Genomic DNA, 16496 nt, shown 5'->3' with positions numbered 1-16496 from the left:
TGATAGACAGATAAGACCTGATTACCATGGCCCTACTGCAAATCGCCGAACCCGGCCAAAGCCCTCAACCGCACCAGCGTCGCCTGGCGGTCGGGATTGACCTGGGCACTACCAATTCCCTGGTTGCTGCCTTGCGCAGCGGCCTGTCCGAACCGCTGCCCGACGCCGATGGCCAGGTGATCCTGCCTTCTGCTGTGCGTTATCACGCTGATCGCACCGAAGTTGGTGGGTCCGCCAAGCTGGCAGCGTCCAGTGACCCGTTGAATACCGTGCTGTCGGTAAAGCGCTTGATGGGGCGTGGTTTGTCCGACGTCAAGCAATTGGGCGACCAGCTGCCGTACCGCTTTGTTGGCGGTGAATCCCATATGCCGTTCATCGACACCGTCCAGGGCCCGAAAAGCCCGGTGGAAGTGTCGGCCGATATCCTCAAGGTGCTGCGCCAGCGTGCAGAAAATACCTTGGGCGGCGAACTGGTCGGCGCAGTGATCACTGTGCCTGCCTATTTCGATGACGCACAGCGTCAAGCCACCAAGGACGCAGCGAAGCTTGCGGGTCTGAACGTGTTGCGTTTGCTCAACGAGCCGACCGCAGCGGCGGTGGCCTATGGCCTGGATCAGCACGCTGAAGGCCTGGTGGCAATTTATGACCTGGGCGGCGGCACCTTTGATATTTCGATCCTGCGCCTGACCGGCGGCGTGTTTGAAGTGCTGGCCACCGGTGGCGACAGCGCCCTGGGCGGCGATGACTTTGACCATGCCATCGCAGGCTGGATCATCACCAGTGCCGGTTTGTCGGCTGACCTGGACCCGGGCGCGCAGCGTAATCTGCTGCAAGCCGCCTGCGCGGCCAAGGAAGCACTGACCGATGCCGCTGCTGTTGAAGTTTCCTACGGCAACTGGGCGGCTCAACTGACTCGCGAAGCCTTTGATGCGCTGATCGAGCCGATGGTCGCCCGCAGCCTCAAAGCCTGCCGTCGTGCAGTGCGTGATTCCGGTATCGAGTTGGAAGACGTGGCCGCAGTGGTCATGGTCGGCGGTTCGACTCGCGTTCCACGCGTTCGCGACGCTGTGGCTGAAGCCTTTGGTCGCCAGCCGTTGACTGAAATCGACCCGGATCAAGTAGTCGCCATCGGCGCCGCTATCCAGGCCGACACCCTGGCCGGCAACAAGCGCGATGGTGGCGAATTGCTGCTGCTCGACGTTATCCCGCTGTCCCTGGGCCTGGAAACCATGGGCGGCCTGATGGAGAAGGTGATTCCACGCAACACCACCATCCCCGTCGCTCGCGCCCAGGACTTCACGACTTACAAAGATGGCCAGACGGCCATGATGATTCATGTGCTGCAAGGCGAGCGCGAATTGATCAGCGACTGCCGCTCCCTGGCGCGCTTTGAATTGCGCGGCATCCCGGCGATGGTCGCGGGTGCGGCGAAAATTCGCGTGACCTTCCAGGTCGACGCCGATGGCCTGCTCAGCGTGGCAGCACGTGAATTGGCCTCGGGCGTTGAAGCCAGCATCCAGGTCAAGCCGTCCTACGGCCTCACCGACGGCGAAATCGCCAAGATGCTCAAGGATTCGTTCCAATATGCCGGTGACGACAAGGTCGCCCGTGTGCTGCGCGAGCAGCAGGTTGATGCCCAGCGCCTGCTCGAAGCCGTGCAGGGCGCCCTTGAAGCCGACGGCGAGCGTTTGCTGGATGCCGAAGAGCGCATGGTTATCGACCTGCAAATGCAGGAACTGGCCGAACTGATGAAAGGCAACGATGGTTACGCCATCGAGCAACAGACCAAGCGCCTGTCGCAAGTGACTGATGCCTTTGCCGCCCGCCGCATGGATCAGACGGTGAAAGCCGCACTGGCCGGGCGCAACCTGAATGAAATCGAGGAATAATTAATGCCGCAGGTCATTTTTCTGCCACACGCCGAGCATTGCCCGGACGGTATGGTCGTGGAGGCTGAGACCGGCAAGTCCATCCTCGAAGTTGCTCATGACAACCACATCGAGATCGAAAGTGCCTGCGGCGGTGTCTGCGCCTGCACGACCTGCCACTGCGTGATTCGTGAGGGTTTCAACTCTCTCGAAGAAGCGGACGAGCTGGAAGAGGACTTTCTGGATCGCGCCTGGGGCCTTGAAGCGACTTCTCGCCTAAGCTGTCAGGCAAAGGTCGGCACGGAAGACATCACCGTCGAAATTCCGAAATATTCCCTCAACCATGCAGCCGAAGCGCCGCATTGATTCAAGGAAATGTCATGAGCCTGAAATGGGTTGATGTACAAGAAATCGCTATACAACTTGCTGAAGCTCATCCTGAGGTCAATCCTCTTACCGTGAACTTCGTCAAGTTGCGCAATCTGGTGATGGCGCTGCCTGACTTCGACGACATCCCTGATCGGGGTGGCGAGAAGGTTCTGGAGGCGATTCAAGGCCTGTGGATCGAAGAAGCAGTCTGAGCCGCCTTTTTACGCAGTTAGGCAATACCCAATAACCCGCGTATAATTCGCGGGTTTAATTTTTCGTAAATTACCGTTTCTGGAGTTACACCATGGCTGTTCAACGTACTTTCTCCATCATCAAGCCTGACGCTGTTGCAAAAAACGTCATCGGCGAGATCACCACTCGTTTCGAAAAAGCCGGCCTGAAGGTTGTAGCTTCGAAACTCAAGCAACTGTCCAAAGCTGAAGCTGAAGGCTTCTACGCTGAGCACAGCGCTCGTGGCTTCTTCGGCGACCTGGTTGCCTTCATGATCTCCGGCCCTGTTGTTGTTCAGGTTCTGGAAGGCGAAAACGCTATCGCTCTGAACCGTGAGCTGATGGGCGCAACTAACCCTAAAGAAGCTGCTGCCGGCACCATCCGTGCTGACTTCGCTGAGTCCATCGACGCCAACGCTGTTCACGGTTCGGACTCCGAAGCCGCTGCTGCTCGCGAAATCTCGTACTTTTTCGCTGCTACTGAAGTAACCGCTCGCTAAGCATCGGCTTAAAGAGTGAGGGTGAATCCATGACTACATCGACTGTTAAAACCAACCTGCTGGGTCTGACTCAGCCGGAAATGGAGAAATTCTTCGACTCAATCGGGGAGAAGCGTTTCCGTGCCGGTCAGGTAATGAAGTGGATTCACCACTTTGGTGTCGACGATTTCGACGCCATGACGAACGTCAGCAAGGCCCTGCGCGACAAGCTCAAGGCCATTGCCGAGGTCCGTGGTCCCGAGGTTGTCAGCGAGGACATCTCCACCGACGGCACCCGTAAGTGGGTGGTGCGCGTGGCGTCCGGCAGCTGCGTCGAGACCGTCTACATTCCCCAGGGCAAGCGCGGCACTTTGTGCGTTTCGTCCCAGGCAGGCTGTGCTCTGGACTGCAGTTTCTGCTCCACCGGCAAGCAAGGCTTCAATAGCAACCTCACCGCCGCCGAAGTCATCGGCCAGGTGTGGATTGCCAACAAATCCTTTGGCAGCGTCCCGGCGACCGTCGACCGTGCCATCACCAACGTGGTGATGATGGGCATGGGTGAGCCGCTGCTGAACTTCGACAACGTCATCGCTGCCATGCATTTGATGATGGACGACCTGGGCTACGGCATCTCCAAGCGCCGTGTAACCCTGTCGACCTCCGGCGTGGTGCCGATGATTGATGAGCTGGCCAAGCACATCGACGTCTCCCTGGCGTTGTCGTTGCACGCACCTAATGACGCATTGCGTAACCAATTGGTGCCAATCAACAAGAAGTATCCGCTTAAGATGCTGCTCGAATCTTGCCAGCGTTACATGGCGACCTTGGGCGAAAAACGTGTGTTGACCATTGAGTACACCATGCTCAAGGACATCAACGACAAAGTTGAACACGCGGTCGAGATGATCGAACTGCTCAAGAACACCCCGTGCAAGATCAACCTGATTCCGTTTAACCCGTTTCCCCATTCTGGCTACGAGCGGCCTAGCAACAATGCCATCCGCCGTTTCCAGGATCAACTGCACCAGGCCGGCTACAACGTTACTGTGCGCACCACCCGTGGTGAAGACATCGACGCCGCCTGTGGCCAACTGGTCGGGCAAGTGATGGATCGCACCCGCCGCAGTGAGCGTTATATCGCCGTGCGCGAACTTAACGCCGCCGAAGATTTGCCGCAAATTGCTGTGAATCGAATCTGAGAGAGGATCTCTATGCCCTTGCGCCTTGCGCTGCTGTTGCTTTTTACCGGTCTTGCGGCCGGTTGTGTTTCATCGGGCCATGACAGCCCCATGCAAACCGGCAAAGGCCGTGACGAGGCGCGAATTGCCTATGTGCAATTGGGCTTGGGTTACTTGCGCCAAGGCATGAGCGAACAGGCCAAGGTGCCGTTGAAAAAAGCCCTTGAGCTGGATGGCGACGACGCCGACGCCAATGCCGCACTGGCCTTGGTGTTCCAGGCCCAGGCCGAGCCTGAACTGGCCGACGTGTATTTTCACAAGGCCCTGGCCGCACGTCCTGCCGACCCAAGGCTGCTGAACAACTACGGCAGTTTCCTGTTTGCGCAGCAACGTTATGACCAGGCGTCCCGCTATTTCCAGCAAGCCAGTACCGATACCCTTTATCCTGAGCGTTCGCGAGTGTTCGAGAACCTTGGGGTGACCTCGATACGTCTTGGCCAGCGCGACAGCGGCCGTCAGCAACTGGAAAAAGCCCTGCACCTGAACAGTCGCCAGCCACGGGCGTTGCTCGAAATGGCTGAGTTGTCTTACGAAGACAGGCATTATGTGCCGGCACGTGACTTTTACGAGCGTTTTAGCCTGCTCAGCGGGCAAAATGCACGTAGTCTATTGCTCGGTGTGCGCCTGGCGACGGTTCATGAAGAACGCGACACGGCCGCACAGTTTGGCCAGCAACTCGAACGACTCTATCCCGGTACGCCGGAATATCAGCAATACCTGTCGGAGCAATGATGAAAGCGGCGCACCCGGAAGTTGTAGCAGCTAATCGCGTAAACCCAGGCGAGACCTTGCGTCAGGCCCGCGAAAGCAATGGTTGGTCGCTGGCAGAAGTGGCCCTCAAGCTCAATTTGACCGCCACGTCCCTGGGCAACCTGGAAGCCGGCGCGTTCGACAAGCTGCCTGGGCATACCTTCGCCCGCGGCTATATCCGCGCCTACGCCAAATTGCTGGGCATCGACCAGACTGTATTGGTCCAGGAATTCGACCAGTTCACCGGTACCGACTCCCAGGGCAGCAACGTGCATGGTCTGGGCCGCATCGAAGAGCCAGTGCGGGTTTCCCACACGATTTTGCGGATTGTCAGCCTGTTGCTGCTCATAGCCGTGGTGGGTGGCGGTTTCGTCTGGTGGCAAGACCAGGCCTCCCAACGCACCAAGGACCTGACCAGCAACGCCATGGAGCACGTCGAAGTCGAAAGCGCCGACGGCACCACCCAGATCCATCCGTTGGATGAGCCGGAAGACCAGGCCGTTGCCCAAGGGCAAACCGCTTCGGAAGCGCCGGCCACCACCGAGCAACCGACACCGGAGGCGGGCACTGCACCTGCTGCCACCGCTGCGGTGCCGGCTCCAGCCGTACCGGCTGCCCCGGTTGCCCAGGCGCATACGCCGGCTGTTCCGGCTGCTCCTGCGCAGTCTTCAGCGATCAACGCACCAGTGGCCCCGGCCCCGGCTGCGATTTCGCCTCCCACCACCCCGGCATTGATCGCCGGCGACGGGCATATCCAGATTACCTTCATCGCTGACTGCTGGACGCAAGTCACCGATGGCAATGGCAAAGTGCTGTTTAGCGGTCTGAAGCGTAAGGGAGATACACTTGACCAAGGCGGCAAGCCTCCTTTGACGCTGCGTCTGGGCTTTGCCCGTGGCGCGCAAGTGGCCTATAACGGCCAGCCTGTGGACGTGGCGCCGTTCACCAGTGGCGAGACCGCTCGCCTCAAGTTGGGACAATAGTCATGCACGGCGAATCTCCAATCAAACGTCGCGTATCGCGCAAGATCTGGGTCGGCTCGGTGCCGGTAGGCGGCGATGCCCCTATCGCGGTGCAGAGCATGACCAACAGTGACACCAATGATGTGGCCGCCACGGTCGCCCAGATCAACCGTCTGGAAGCCGCCGGCGTAGACATCGTGCGGGTTTCCGTGCCGGACATGGACGCTGCCGAAGCCTTTGGCCGCATCAAGCAACTGGTCAAGGTACCGCTGGTCGCCGACATTCACTTCGACTACAAGATCGCGCTGCGTGTGGCCGAGCTGGGTGTGGACTGCCTGCGTATCAACCCGGGCAATATCGGTCGCGAAGACCGTGTGCGCGCGGTGGTTGATGCGGCACGTGATCGCGGCATTCCCATCCGCATCGGCGTCAACGCCGGTTCCCTGGAAAAAGACCTGCAGAAAAAGTACGGCGAACCGACCCCGGCCGCGCTGGTTGAGTCGGCATTGCGCCACGTTGAACACCTTGAGCGCCTGAATTTCCAGGACTTCAAGGTCAGCGTAAAGGCCTCCGACGTGTTCATGGCGGTAGAAGCCTACCGCCTGTTGGCCAAGGAAATCGTGCAGCCGCTGCACCTGGGTATCACTGAAGCGGGCGGTTTGCGCTCAGGCACAGTGAAATCTGCAGTGGGTCTCGGTATGCTGCTCGCCGAAGGGATTGGCGATACTATCCGCATCTCCCTGGCGGCAGACCCCGTAGAGGAAGTGAAGGTCGGCTACGACATTCTCAAATCCCTGCGTTTGCGTTCCCGTGGCATCAACTTCATTGCCTGCCCGAGCTGCTCGCGGCAGAACTTCGACGTGGTGAAAACCATGAACGACCTGGAGTTGCGCCTCGAAGACCTGCTGGTGCCGCTGGATGTGGCAGTGATCGGCTGTGTGGTCAATGGGCCGGGTGAAGCCAAAGAAGCCCATGTGGGCCTGACTGGCGGTACACCGAATCTGATTTACATCGACGGCAAGCCGTCGCAGAAACTGACGAATGAGAATCTCGTGGATCATCTGGAAAAGCTGATCCGCGAGAAAGCAGCTGAAAAGGTTGCGGCTGACGCAGCGCTGATCGCGCGCGGCTAAGAACGAATTTAAGGATTAGATGTGAGCAAGTCTCTGCAAGCCATTCGTGGCATGAACGACATCCTGCCGGAGCAGACGCCACTGTGGCGCTACTTCGAGAGCACGGTCGCTTGCCTGTTGGATAACTACGGCTACAAACAAATCCGCATGCCGATCGTCGAGTTCACCGAGCTGTTCAAGCGCTCCATCGGTGAAGTGACCGACATCGTCGAAAAAGAGATGTACACCTTTGAAGACCGCAACGGCGACTCCCTGACCCTGCGTCCGGAAGGCACTGCTGCGTGCGTGCGCGCTGTACTGGAGCATGGCATCACCGGTGGTGGCCAAACCCAGAAGCTCTGGTACATCGGCCCGATGTTCCGCCACGAGCGCCCACAAAAGGGCCGCTATCGCCAGTTCCACCAGATCGGTTGCGAAGTCTTCAACCTGGATGGTCCGGACATCGACGCCGAGCTGATCGTGCTCACCTGGCGCCTGTGGGGCCAACTGGGTATCCGCGACGCCGTCAAACTCGAACTCAACAGCCTGGGCACCAGTGAATCCCGGGGCCGCTATCGCGAAGCCCTGGTCGAGTACCTGTCCGCCCACCTGGACAAGCTGGACGAAGACAGCCAGCGCCGTCTGAAAACCAACCCGCTGCGCGTTCTCGATACCAAGAACGCCGACACCCAGGCCGTACTGGTCGACGCCCCGAAAATGGCCGACTACCTGGACGACGAGTCGCGCGCGCATTTCGAGGGCCTCAAGGCTCGCCTGGATGCGGCCGGTATTCCCTACGTGCTCAACCCCAAGCTGGTGCGTGGTCTCGACTACTACAGCAAGACCGTGTTCGAGTGGGTCACCGACAAACTCGGTGCTCAGGGCACCGTGTGTGCCGGTGGTCGCTACGACGGCCTGGTTGAGCAAATGGGCGGCAAGCCGACCACGGGCGTAGGTTTCGCCATGGGCATCGAGCGGCTGATCCTGCTGCTGGAAACCCTGGAGCAGATCCCGGAAGAAATCTCCCGTCAGGTGGACGTGTACCTTTGCGCCTTTGGCGAGGCTGCCGAACTGGCAGCTTTGGCCCTGAGCGAAAAAGTGCGCGACCAGCTGCCGAACCTGCGCCTGCAGATCAATGCCGGCGCCGGCAGCTTCAAGAGCCAGTTCAAGAAGGCCGACAAGAGCGGTGCGCTGTATGCGCTGATCCTCGGCGATGACGAGCTGGCCCAGCAAGTGATAGGTTTCAAACCCCTGCGTGGCCAGGGCGAGCAACAGAACATTGCCTTTGATGCGCTCGCCGCGCACTTGGCCACCTGCGTCGTGCAGGGTTGAAGCTGTCGAACAGCCGAATTTAGCGATTAAGGAGTATTGGGGTGTCGAGTACTGATGATGAGCAAATGGCCGAGTTCAAGGACTGGTGGCAGCGTAACGGCAAGCCCCTGGTTACTGGCGGTCTGCTGGCTTTAGTGGTGGTGTTTGGCTGGCAAGCCTGGCACAAATATCAGGCCAACCAGTCTCAAGGCGCCTCGATCCTCTATCAGCAATTGCTGGAAACCACACTGACGCCGGACGGCAAGCCTGATCCAGCCCAAGTGGCGGACCTGGCCGGCAAGTTGAAAAACGAATTTGGCGGTAGCACCTACGCCCAGTACGGCAGCCTGTTCGTCGCGAAAGTCGCGGTCGACACCGGCAAGCTGGATGACGCCGCCACCGAGCTGAAGGCTATCGCCGACAAGCCGACCAACCCGACCCTGGGTGAAATCGCACGTCAGCGCCTGGCTCAGGTATTGGCGGCACAGAACAAGGCTGACGAAGCACTCAAACTGCTCGACGGCGATGCTGACAAAGCATTTGTGGCCACTCGTGAAGAGCTCAAGGGCGACCTGTTGGTCCAATTGGGTCGTACCGACGAAGCCCATGCTGCGTACCAAAAAGCCAAGGCGGCGCTGTCTGATGAAGCGGCGGTCGGTGGCTTACAAATCAAGCTGGACGACTTGGCCAAAGGGGATGCGTGACGTGATCCGTTGGAAACATGCAGCATTGCTGGCTCTGGCCGTTCTGGCCGCGGGTTGCAGCAGCAACAGTAAAAAAGAACTGCCTCCTGCCGAGCTGACCAGCTTCAAGGAAGAAGTGGTCCTGCAAAAGCAGTGGAGCCGCTCCGTCGGTGATGGCCAGGGCGACCTGTACAACCTGCTGCAGCCGGCGATCGATGGCGACAACATTGTGGCCACTGACTCCACCGGCGTTGTTATGGCCATGGATCGCATGAATGGCGACGTGAAGTGGAAGAAAGACCTCGAACTGCCGGTTTCCGGTGGTGTAGGCGTCGGCTACGGCATGGTGCTGGTCGGTACGCTCAAAGGCGACGTGGTGGCTCTGGACTTGGCAACGGGTGAAGAGAAATGGCGCGCTCGCGTGACCAGCGAAGTGCTCGCAGCGCCAGCTACCAACGGCGACGTGGTCGTGGTGCAGACTCAGGATGACCGTGTAATCGGTCTGGATGCCGCCACCGGCAACCAGCGCTGGTTGTACGACAGCACCCCGGCGGTGTTGACCCTGCGCGGTACCAGTGGTCCGATTGTGACCAACAACCTGGCCGTTGCTGGCCTGTCGACCGGTAAAGTGGTCGCCCTGGATACCCAGAACGGCGTGCCGGCCTGGGAAACCCGTGTGGCCATCCCGCAAGGTCGCTCCGAACTGGACCGCGTAGTGGACATCGACGGCGGCCTGCTGCTGTCGGGTGAAACCATTTACGTGGCCACCTACCAGGGCCGTGTTGCGGCACTGGACCTGCAAAGCGGCCGCATCAACTGGCAGCGTGATGCTTCCAGCTACGCCGGTGTCGCCCAAGGGTTTGGCAGCGTCTACGTAAGCCTCGCTTCCGGCACCGTTGAAAGTGTCGACGAGCGTTCCACCACTGCACTGTGGAGCAACGACTCCCTGGCCCGCCGTCAATTGTCGGCACCAGAAGTGTTTTCCAGCTACGTAGCGGTAGGTGACTTCGAAGGTTACCTGCACCTGCTGAGCCAGGTAGACGGTCGATTTGTCGGCCGCGAGCGTATCGACAGCGACGGTCTGCGTGCGCGTCCGCTGGTTGTGGGTAACATGCTTTACGTGTTTGGCAACAGCGGCAAGCTGGAAGCCCTGACCATCAAGTAAGCAACTATGCTTGGGGTAAAACCCAGGCGGCCCCGCTTCGGCGGGGCATGCGGCATTTGACTATGCTGCCCCGAGCACCAGCCGCTGCCTTGCAGCGGCTTTTGTATTTTCTGAAATAACGAAGTGGAGAGCCGCATGGTTCCCGTAATCGCCCTGGTGGGCCGACCTAACGTCGGCAAGTCCACCTTGTTCAACCGCCTGACCAGGACTCGTGACGCCATCGTTGGCGACTTGTCCGGTCTGACCCGTGATCGCCAATACGGTGAGGCAAAGTGGCAAGGGCGCTCCTACATTATTGTTGACACCGGTGGTATCTCCGGTGACGAGCATGGCATGGACGAAAAGATGGCCGAGCAATCGCTGCTCGCTATCGAAGAAGCCGATGTCGTGTTGTTCCTGGTGGACGCCCGTGCGGGCTACACCGCTGCCGACCAGATGATTGGCGAGCACCTGCGCAAGCGCAACAAGCGTTCCTATCTGGTCGCCAACAAGATCGACAACATCGATCCTGAGGCGGCCCGTGCCGAATTCAGCCCGATGGGCCTGGGCGATGCGATCCCGGTCGCTGGTGCCCACGGTCGCGGCATCACCCAGATGCTGGAAATCGCCCTGCGCGACTTCCCCAAGGATGATGAAGAGGAAGAAGAGGGCGAGGAAGAGATCGTTGCCGAAGGTGAGGAAGCCAAGCGCATTCCTGGCCCGAGCGAAAAAGACGGTATCAAGATCGCCATCATCGGCCGCCCCAACGTTGGCAAGTCGACGCTGGTTAACCGCATGCTCGGTGAAGACCGGGTCATTGTGTATGACCAGCCGGGTACTACCCGCGACAGTATCTACATCCCGTTCGAGCGTAACGACGAGAAGTACACGCTGATCGACACCGCCGGTGTGCGCAAGCGCGGCAAGATCCACGAGGAAGTTGAAAAGTTCTCGGTGGTCAAAACCCTGCAGGCGATCAAAGACGCCAACGTAGTGATCTTCGTAATGGACGCCCGCGAAGGCGTGGTGGACCACGACCTCAACTTGCTGGGCTTTGCTCTGGAAGCCGGTCGTGCCCTGGTCATCGCGATCAACAAGTGGGACGGCATGACGCCGAGCGAGCGCGATTTCGTCAAGATCGAGCTGCAGCGTCGGCTGTTCTTCGTCGAGTTCGCCGATATCCACTTTATCTCGGCACTGCACGGCACCGGCGTGGGCAACCTCTACGCGTCCGTACAGAACTCGTTCAAGTCTGCGGTTACCCGCTGGCCGACCAACCGCCTGACCCAGATTCTGGAAGATGCGGTCGGTGAGCATGCGCCGCCGATGGTCAACAACCGTCGGATCAAACTGCGTTACGCCCACTTGGGCGGTGCCAACCCGCCGATTATCGTGATCCACGGTAACCAGATCGAGAAGGTGCCCAAGTCCTATGTGCGTTACCTGGAAAACACCTACCGCCGTGTCCTGAAACTGGTCGGTACGCCGATCCGTATCGAGTTCAAGGGTGGCGAGAACCCATACGAAGGCAACAAGAACACACTGACTGACCGTCAGGTGAACAAGAAGCGTCGTTTGATGACTCACCACAAGAAAGCCGACAAGAAGCGCCGCGACAAGAAATAAGCGCCGCTTCAAGTTGTAAGCGACACGCTGCAAGAGAGGGCTCCTTTGGAGCCCTTTTTTGTGCGCGTTAGTTTGTCGCTTGACCTGCTTGTAGCTTGCAGCTTAAAACTTGCAGCTCACCCGAAGGGGGCTTCCATGATCACCAGCAAGCTGCCGAATGTCGGCACCACTATTTTCACCACCATGTCGCAACTCGCTGCCGAAACCGGGGCGCTCAACCTGTCCCAGGGCTTTCCCGATTTCAACGGCCCTCAGGGCTTGCTTGATGCGGTGGGCAAGCACATCGCCCTCGGCCATAACCAATACGCACCCATGACCGGCCTGCCGGTACTGCGTCAGCAAGTGGCGGCCAAGATCGCCCGCAGCTATGGCGCCACCGTTAACACTGACAGCGAAGTGACCATCACCCCGGGCGCAACCGAGGCGATTTTCTGCGCGATTCAAGCCGTGGTTCACAACGGCGATGAAGTCATCGTGTTCGATCCCAGCTACGACAGCTACGAGCCGTCGGTCGAGCTGGCCGGTGGCCGCTGCGTGCATGTGCAACTAAGCCTGCAAGGCTTCGCGCTCGACTTCGACAAGATCAAGGCCGCGCTCTCACCGCGTACGCGCATGATCATCCTCAACTCGCCGCACAACCCCACCGGCGCGTTGATCAGCCGTGCCGAGCTGGACCAGTTGGCTGAACTGATCCGCGACCGCGATATCTACCTGGTCAGCGATGAGGTCTACGAACACCTGGTGTTCGATGGTGTGCCCCATGTCAGCGTGCTGGCCCATGACGAGCTGTATCAGCGTGCATTCGTAGTCAGCTCCTTCGGCAAGACCTACCACGTCACTGGCTGGAAAACCGGCTACGTGATCGCACCACCGGCCCTTACCGCCGAGCTGCGCAAGGTGCATCAATATGTCAACTTCTGCGGTGTAACCCCTTTGCAGTACGCTTTGGCTGACTTCATGGCCGAACACCCGGAACACGTCGAAGAGCTGCCGGCCTTTTACCAAGCCAAGCGCGACCTGTTCTGCGACCTGCTGGCGCCGTCGCGTTTCAGCTTTACCCGGGTGGCCGGCACCTACTTTCAACTGGTGGATTACTCACAGATTCGCCCCGACCTGGATGACGTCGCCATGTCACTGTGGATGACCCGCGAACACGGCGTGGCGACGATTCCGGTCTCGGTGTTCTATCAGAGCCCGCCGCAAGGCCAGCGCCTGGTGCGCCTGTGCTTTGCCAAACGCGAGGAGACGCTGCAACACGCGGCGGAGAAACTATGCGTGATTTGACTGCATTACCCGACCTGAATATCGCCTTGGTCCAGACCAGCCTGGCGTGGCATGACCGTCAGGCCAATCTCGAGCATTTCGAACTGTTGCTGGAGCAGGCCAGAGGCGCCGACCTGATTGTGCTGCCGGAGATGTTCACCACCGGTTTCTCCATGGAATCGCAAACCCTCGCCGAGCCCGAACATGGCCCGACTCATCTCTGGTTGCAAGCCCAGGCAGCCAAGTACAACGCGGTGATCACCGGCAGCGTGATTATCCAGGCAGCCGACGGCAGCCACCGTAACCGCCTGCTGTGGGCGCGCCCGGACGGTGAGGTGTTGCACTACGACAAACGTCACCTGTTCCGTATGGCCGGCGAGCACGATCACTACACGCCCGGCGAGCGCCAGGTGCAGTTCGAGTTGAAGGGCTGGCGCATTCGCCCGTTGATTTGCTACGACCTGCGCTTCCCGGTGTGGAGCCGTGATGCCCAGGACACTGACCTGCTGCTGTACACCGCGAACTGGCCGGGAGCACGACGTCAGCACTGGAACCGTTTGCTGCCGGCGCGGGCTATCGAGAACCTGTGTTACGTGGCGGCAGTCAATCGCGTCGGTACCGATGGCAAGGGCTTTGCCTACACCGGAGACAGCCAGATACTGGATTTCCAGGGTGAGACCCTGCTAAGTGCCGGTGAGGCGGACGGGGTGTTTCAGGTGTGCCTGAATGCGGCAGAGCTGGCAGTGTATCGCACCAAGTTTCCGGCAAATCTGGATGCCGATAGGTTCGAATTCACCTGACCAGATCGTTCCCACGCTCCGCGTGGGAATGCAGCCCCGGACGCTCTGCGTCCGCTTTCAGAATTGTGACGCAGAGCGTCACCAGAGGCATTCCCACGCAGAGCGTGGGAACGATCAGGCCCCTGGATTCTCACCCAGGGGCCTTTTGCATTACCGTGACAGTGCTTACGCCGCCTTCGCTTCCAGCTGGCTCAACGAGCGGTTCAGCGCACTGAACACCGCCTTGAAGCTCGCCGTGGTGATGTTTTCATCAATCCCCACACCGTGCACCGGGCGTTCGCCGTTCACACGCAGCTCGATGTAGGCCGCAGCCTTGGCATTGGTGCCGGCGCCGATCGCGTGTTCGTTGTAGTCCATGATCTCAACCTTGATCGGCAGCGCGGCAACCAGCGCTTCCAAGGTGCCGTAACCCTTGCCGTTCCAGCGCAGGTTGGTTTCGCCCTGGCCCTTGCCCGAGACTTCCACTTCCACGGTGCTATTGCCGTTTTCTTCCTGCAGGCGGTGGCTGACCAGCGCGTACGGGGTGTTGGCTTGCAGGTATTCACGCTGCAACAAGGCGTAGATCTGTGGTGCAGTCATTTCCAGGCCTACGCGGTCGGTTTCGGCCTGTACCACTTGGCTGAACTCGATCTGCATGCGGCGTGGCAAGCTGATGTCGTATTCCTGCTCCAGCAGGTAGGCGATGCCGCCTTTGCCCGATTGGCTGTTCACGCGGATCACCGCCTCGTAGCTGCGGCCGATATCCGCCGGGTCGATCGGCAAGTACGGCACTTCCCACAGCGCGTCGGCTTTCTGCTGGGTAAAGCCTTTGCGGATCGCATCCTGGTGGGAACCGGAGAACGCGGTGTGCACCAGGTCGCCGACGTAGGGGTGACGTGGGTGAACCTGGATCTGGTTGCATTCCTCGACGACTTTGCGCACGCCGTCGATGTCGGAGAAGTCCAGCTGCGGGTCGAGGCCTTGGGTGTACATGTTCAAGGCTACGGTCACGAGATCGACGTTACCGGTACGCTCGCCGTTGCCGAACAGGCAGCCTTCGACACGGTCGGCGCCGGCCATCAGGCCCAGCTCGGTGGCAGCCACGCCAGTGCCACGGTCGTTGTGGGTGTGCAGGCTGATGATCACGCTGTCACGACGGTTGATGTGGCGGCCGAACCACTCGATCTGGTCGGCATAGATGTTAGGTGTCGCGCACTCAACCGTGGCTGGCAGGTTGAGGATCATCTTGTGCTCAGGCGTCGGGTTCCACACCTCGATCACCGCGTCACAGACTTCCTTGGCGAACTCCAGCTCTGTGGCGCTGAAGGTCTCCGGGGAGTACTCGAAGGTCCACTGGGTTTCCGGCTGCTGGGCGGCGTATTTGACGAACAGCTTGGCCGCGTTGACCGCGATGGCCTTGATGCCGTCTTTGTCCTGGTTGAACACGATGCGGCGGAACGACGGCGACGTGGCGTTGTACAGGTGCACGATGGCCTTTTTGGCGCCGCGCAGGGATTCGAAAGTCCGTGCGATCAGGTCTTCACGGCCCTGGGTCAGCACCTGGATGGTGGTGTCCTCGGGGATGTGGTTGTCTTCGATCAAGGTGCGCACGAAGTCGAAGTCGGTTTGCGACGCGGCCGGGAACGAGGCTTCGATTTCTTTCACGCCTACAGACACCAGGGTCTTCCAGAAACGCAGCTTCTTCGCGGCGTCCATCGGCTCGATCAGCGACTGGTTGCCATCACGCAGGTCGGAGCTGCACCAGATCGGCGCTTCGGTGATGGTCTTCGACGGCCAAGTGCGGTCCGGGATGTCGATGGTAGGGAACGCGCGGTACTTCGAAGACGGGTCTTTGAGCATGCTCATCGGGAAATCCTTTGTAGTAGGGGCCGAGAAAAGGCGGCCTGCCGTAAAACTGTTATTGGGGACGAAACTTGGGACGAGGCAGATCGATTCAGCTTGGCAGTCGTGCGCTGACGAGGCACAGGCTGCGGTGCTGGCGGAGCTGAATGAGGGTGTGAGAGGTTTTCATAAGCTCAACCCTAACCGCAGGGGTGAAAGATGGCAAGCAGTCGGGAAAAATTGAGATAAGTTCTGATATTTGGCCGGTATTCGATATTTTGTTGCGGTTACTGAGTTGGGGGTTTGTTTTTATTGCGCGGTAGTTATTGGGCGCGCAATTGTGTCGTCAGACCTGGCGCCATCGCGGGCGAGCCCGGCTCCCACAGGGAATCGCGTTCACCTGTGGGAGCCGGGCTTGCCCGCGATGAGCATGGGCATCTACACAACATTAACGTTGAGGTGGCCTTGGTGGGCCTGGGCGGTCGGGGGGCATATCCGTTGCTGCGGTAACGGCTTCTATTGGTTCCGCTCTTACAGCGGGTCACTTTTGTAAAGACCGGAATGCCGGCCCAGACAAAAGTAACCAAAAAGTCTTCGCCCCAACACTCGGTGCCTCGCTTAGGCTCGGCATGCCCCCAAATCACTGTCGAATTGCGGCCATCGTGTTTGACGGGGCGATTTCAGATCAAGGTCACGATCAAAAGCGCAGATCACAATACCGCTGACTTCGTCATCGAAAAGGATGTAAGGGCCGGAGCAACAGCAATAGCAACAGCAGAGCCATACTCGGTCAACTGTGGGAGCGGGCTTGCTCGCGAATGCGGTGTATCAGTGACAGAT

15 protein-coding genes are annotated in these 16496 nt (G+C 59.5%); 14 read left to right on the top strand and 1 reads right to left on the bottom strand.

Annotation, left to right across the window (positions count from 1 at the left end; translation table 11 throughout):
• The first annotated feature begins 26 nt into the window (after nucleotides 1–26).
• The 14 genes from hscA to ACTD9P_RS18745 all read left to right on the top strand — a co-directional run bounded on the left by hscA (nucleotide 27) and on the right by ACTD9P_RS18745 (nucleotide 13835).
• Nucleotides 27–1889, top strand: a complete 1863-nt coding sequence (hscA, locus tag ACTD9P_RS18810; RefSeq protein ID WP_438868883.1) for a Fe-S protein assembly chaperone HscA — start codon at nucleotides 27–29, stop codon at nucleotides 1887–1889.
• Nucleotides 1890–1892: 3 nt separating this feature from the next.
• Complete coding sequence (gene fdx, locus ACTD9P_RS18805) at nucleotides 1893–2234, top strand: ISC system 2Fe-2S type ferredoxin (RefSeq protein WP_015885743.1); 342 nt, start codon at nucleotides 1893–1895, stop codon at nucleotides 2232–2234.
• A 14-nt stretch (nucleotides 2235–2248) separates the two neighbouring features.
• Nucleotides 2249–2449 carry a Fe-S cluster assembly protein IscX gene (gene iscX / locus ACTD9P_RS18800; RefSeq protein WP_438868882.1) on the top strand — a complete coding sequence of 67 codons (201 nt, stop codon included), beginning with the start codon at nucleotides 2249–2251 and terminating at the stop codon, nucleotides 2447–2449.
• Nucleotides 2450–2541: 92 nt separating this feature from the next.
• On the top strand, nucleotides 2542–2967 hold the full coding sequence (ndk, locus tag ACTD9P_RS18795) for a nucleoside-diphosphate kinase (protein WP_003175956.1): 426 nt from the start codon (nucleotides 2542–2544) through the stop codon (nucleotides 2965–2967).
• Between the two features lie 29 nt (nucleotides 2968–2996).
• Nucleotides 2997–4145 carry a dual-specificity RNA methyltransferase RlmN gene (gene rlmN, locus ACTD9P_RS18790; protein WP_110621596.1) on the top strand — a complete coding sequence of 383 codons (1149 nt, stop codon included), beginning with the start codon at nucleotides 2997–2999 and terminating at the stop codon, nucleotides 4143–4145.
• 12 nt (nucleotides 4146–4157) lie between these two features.
• Nucleotides 4158–4916, top strand: a complete 759-nt coding sequence (gene pilW / locus ACTD9P_RS18785; protein ID WP_438868881.1) for a type IV pilus biogenesis/stability protein PilW — start codon at nucleotides 4158–4160, stop codon at nucleotides 4914–4916.
• The gene (locus ACTD9P_RS18780) at nucleotides 4916–5917 is read left to right on the top strand and encodes a RodZ domain-containing protein (RefSeq protein ID WP_438868880.1); all 1002 of its coding nucleotides are present in this window, start codon (nucleotides 4916–4918) and stop codon (nucleotides 5915–5917) included. The genes pilW and ACTD9P_RS18780 overlap by 1 nt, the downstream gene beginning before the upstream one ends.
• Nucleotides 5918–5919: 2 nt before the next feature.
• Nucleotides 5920–7029 carry a flavodoxin-dependent (E)-4-hydroxy-3-methylbut-2-enyl-diphosphate synthase gene (gene ispG / locus ACTD9P_RS18775; protein WP_056858733.1) on the top strand — a complete coding sequence of 370 codons (1110 nt, stop codon included), beginning with the start codon at nucleotides 5920–5922 and terminating at the stop codon, nucleotides 7027–7029.
• Nucleotides 7030–7050: 21 nt separating this feature from the next.
• Nucleotides 7051–8340 carry a histidine--tRNA ligase gene (gene hisS, locus ACTD9P_RS18770; RefSeq protein WP_438868879.1) on the top strand — a complete coding sequence of 430 codons (1290 nt, stop codon included), beginning with the start codon at nucleotides 7051–7053 and terminating at the stop codon, nucleotides 8338–8340.
• A 65-nt stretch (nucleotides 8341–8405) separates the two neighbouring features.
• Nucleotides 8406–9023 carry a tetratricopeptide repeat protein gene (locus ACTD9P_RS18765; protein ID WP_178110808.1) on the top strand — a complete coding sequence of 206 codons (618 nt, stop codon included), beginning with the start codon at nucleotides 8406–8408 and terminating at the stop codon, nucleotides 9021–9023.
• Nucleotides 9016–10167, top strand: a complete 1152-nt coding sequence (gene bamB / locus ACTD9P_RS18760; protein WP_438868877.1) for an outer membrane protein assembly factor BamB — start codon at nucleotides 9016–9018, stop codon at nucleotides 10165–10167. Before ACTD9P_RS18765 ends, bamB begins: the two co-directional genes overlap by 8 nt.
• A 135-nt stretch (nucleotides 10168–10302) precedes the next feature.
• Nucleotides 10303–11772 carry a ribosome biogenesis GTPase Der gene (der, locus tag ACTD9P_RS18755; RefSeq protein ID WP_200434211.1) on the top strand — a complete coding sequence of 490 codons (1470 nt, stop codon included), beginning with the start codon at nucleotides 10303–10305 and terminating at the stop codon, nucleotides 11770–11772.
• Nucleotides 11773–11907: 135 nt separating this feature from the next.
• Nucleotides 11908–13056: a pyridoxal phosphate-dependent aminotransferase gene (locus ACTD9P_RS18750; protein ID WP_438868876.1), complete on the top strand. Its 1149-nt coding sequence runs from the start codon at nucleotides 11908–11910 to the stop codon at nucleotides 13054–13056.
• Nucleotides 13044–13835, top strand: a complete 792-nt coding sequence (locus ACTD9P_RS18745) for an amidohydrolase (protein WP_438868875.1) — start codon at nucleotides 13044–13046, stop codon at nucleotides 13833–13835. Before ACTD9P_RS18750 ends, ACTD9P_RS18745 begins: the two co-directional genes overlap by 13 nt.
• A gap of 165 nt (nucleotides 13836–14000) precedes the next feature.
• On the opposite strand, the gene leuA is transcribed toward ACTD9P_RS18745, so the two are convergent.
• Nucleotides 14001–15680 (bottom strand): 2-isopropylmalate synthase, encoded by a 1680-nt coding sequence (gene leuA / locus ACTD9P_RS18740; RefSeq protein ID WP_200432856.1) that lies wholly within the window; start codon nucleotides 15678–15680, stop codon nucleotides 14001–14003.
• Nucleotides 15681–16496: the final 816 nt, after the last annotated feature.

It is taken from the genome of Pseudomonas onubensis, from assembly GCF_965653655.1.
In the GTDB taxonomy this organism is placed as follows: Bacteria; Pseudomonadota; Gammaproteobacteria; order Pseudomonadales; family Pseudomonadaceae; genus Aquipseudomonas.
The sequence above is the reverse complement of the archived record's forward strand: the minus strand, read 5'-3'. Positions and strand labels throughout refer to the sequence as shown.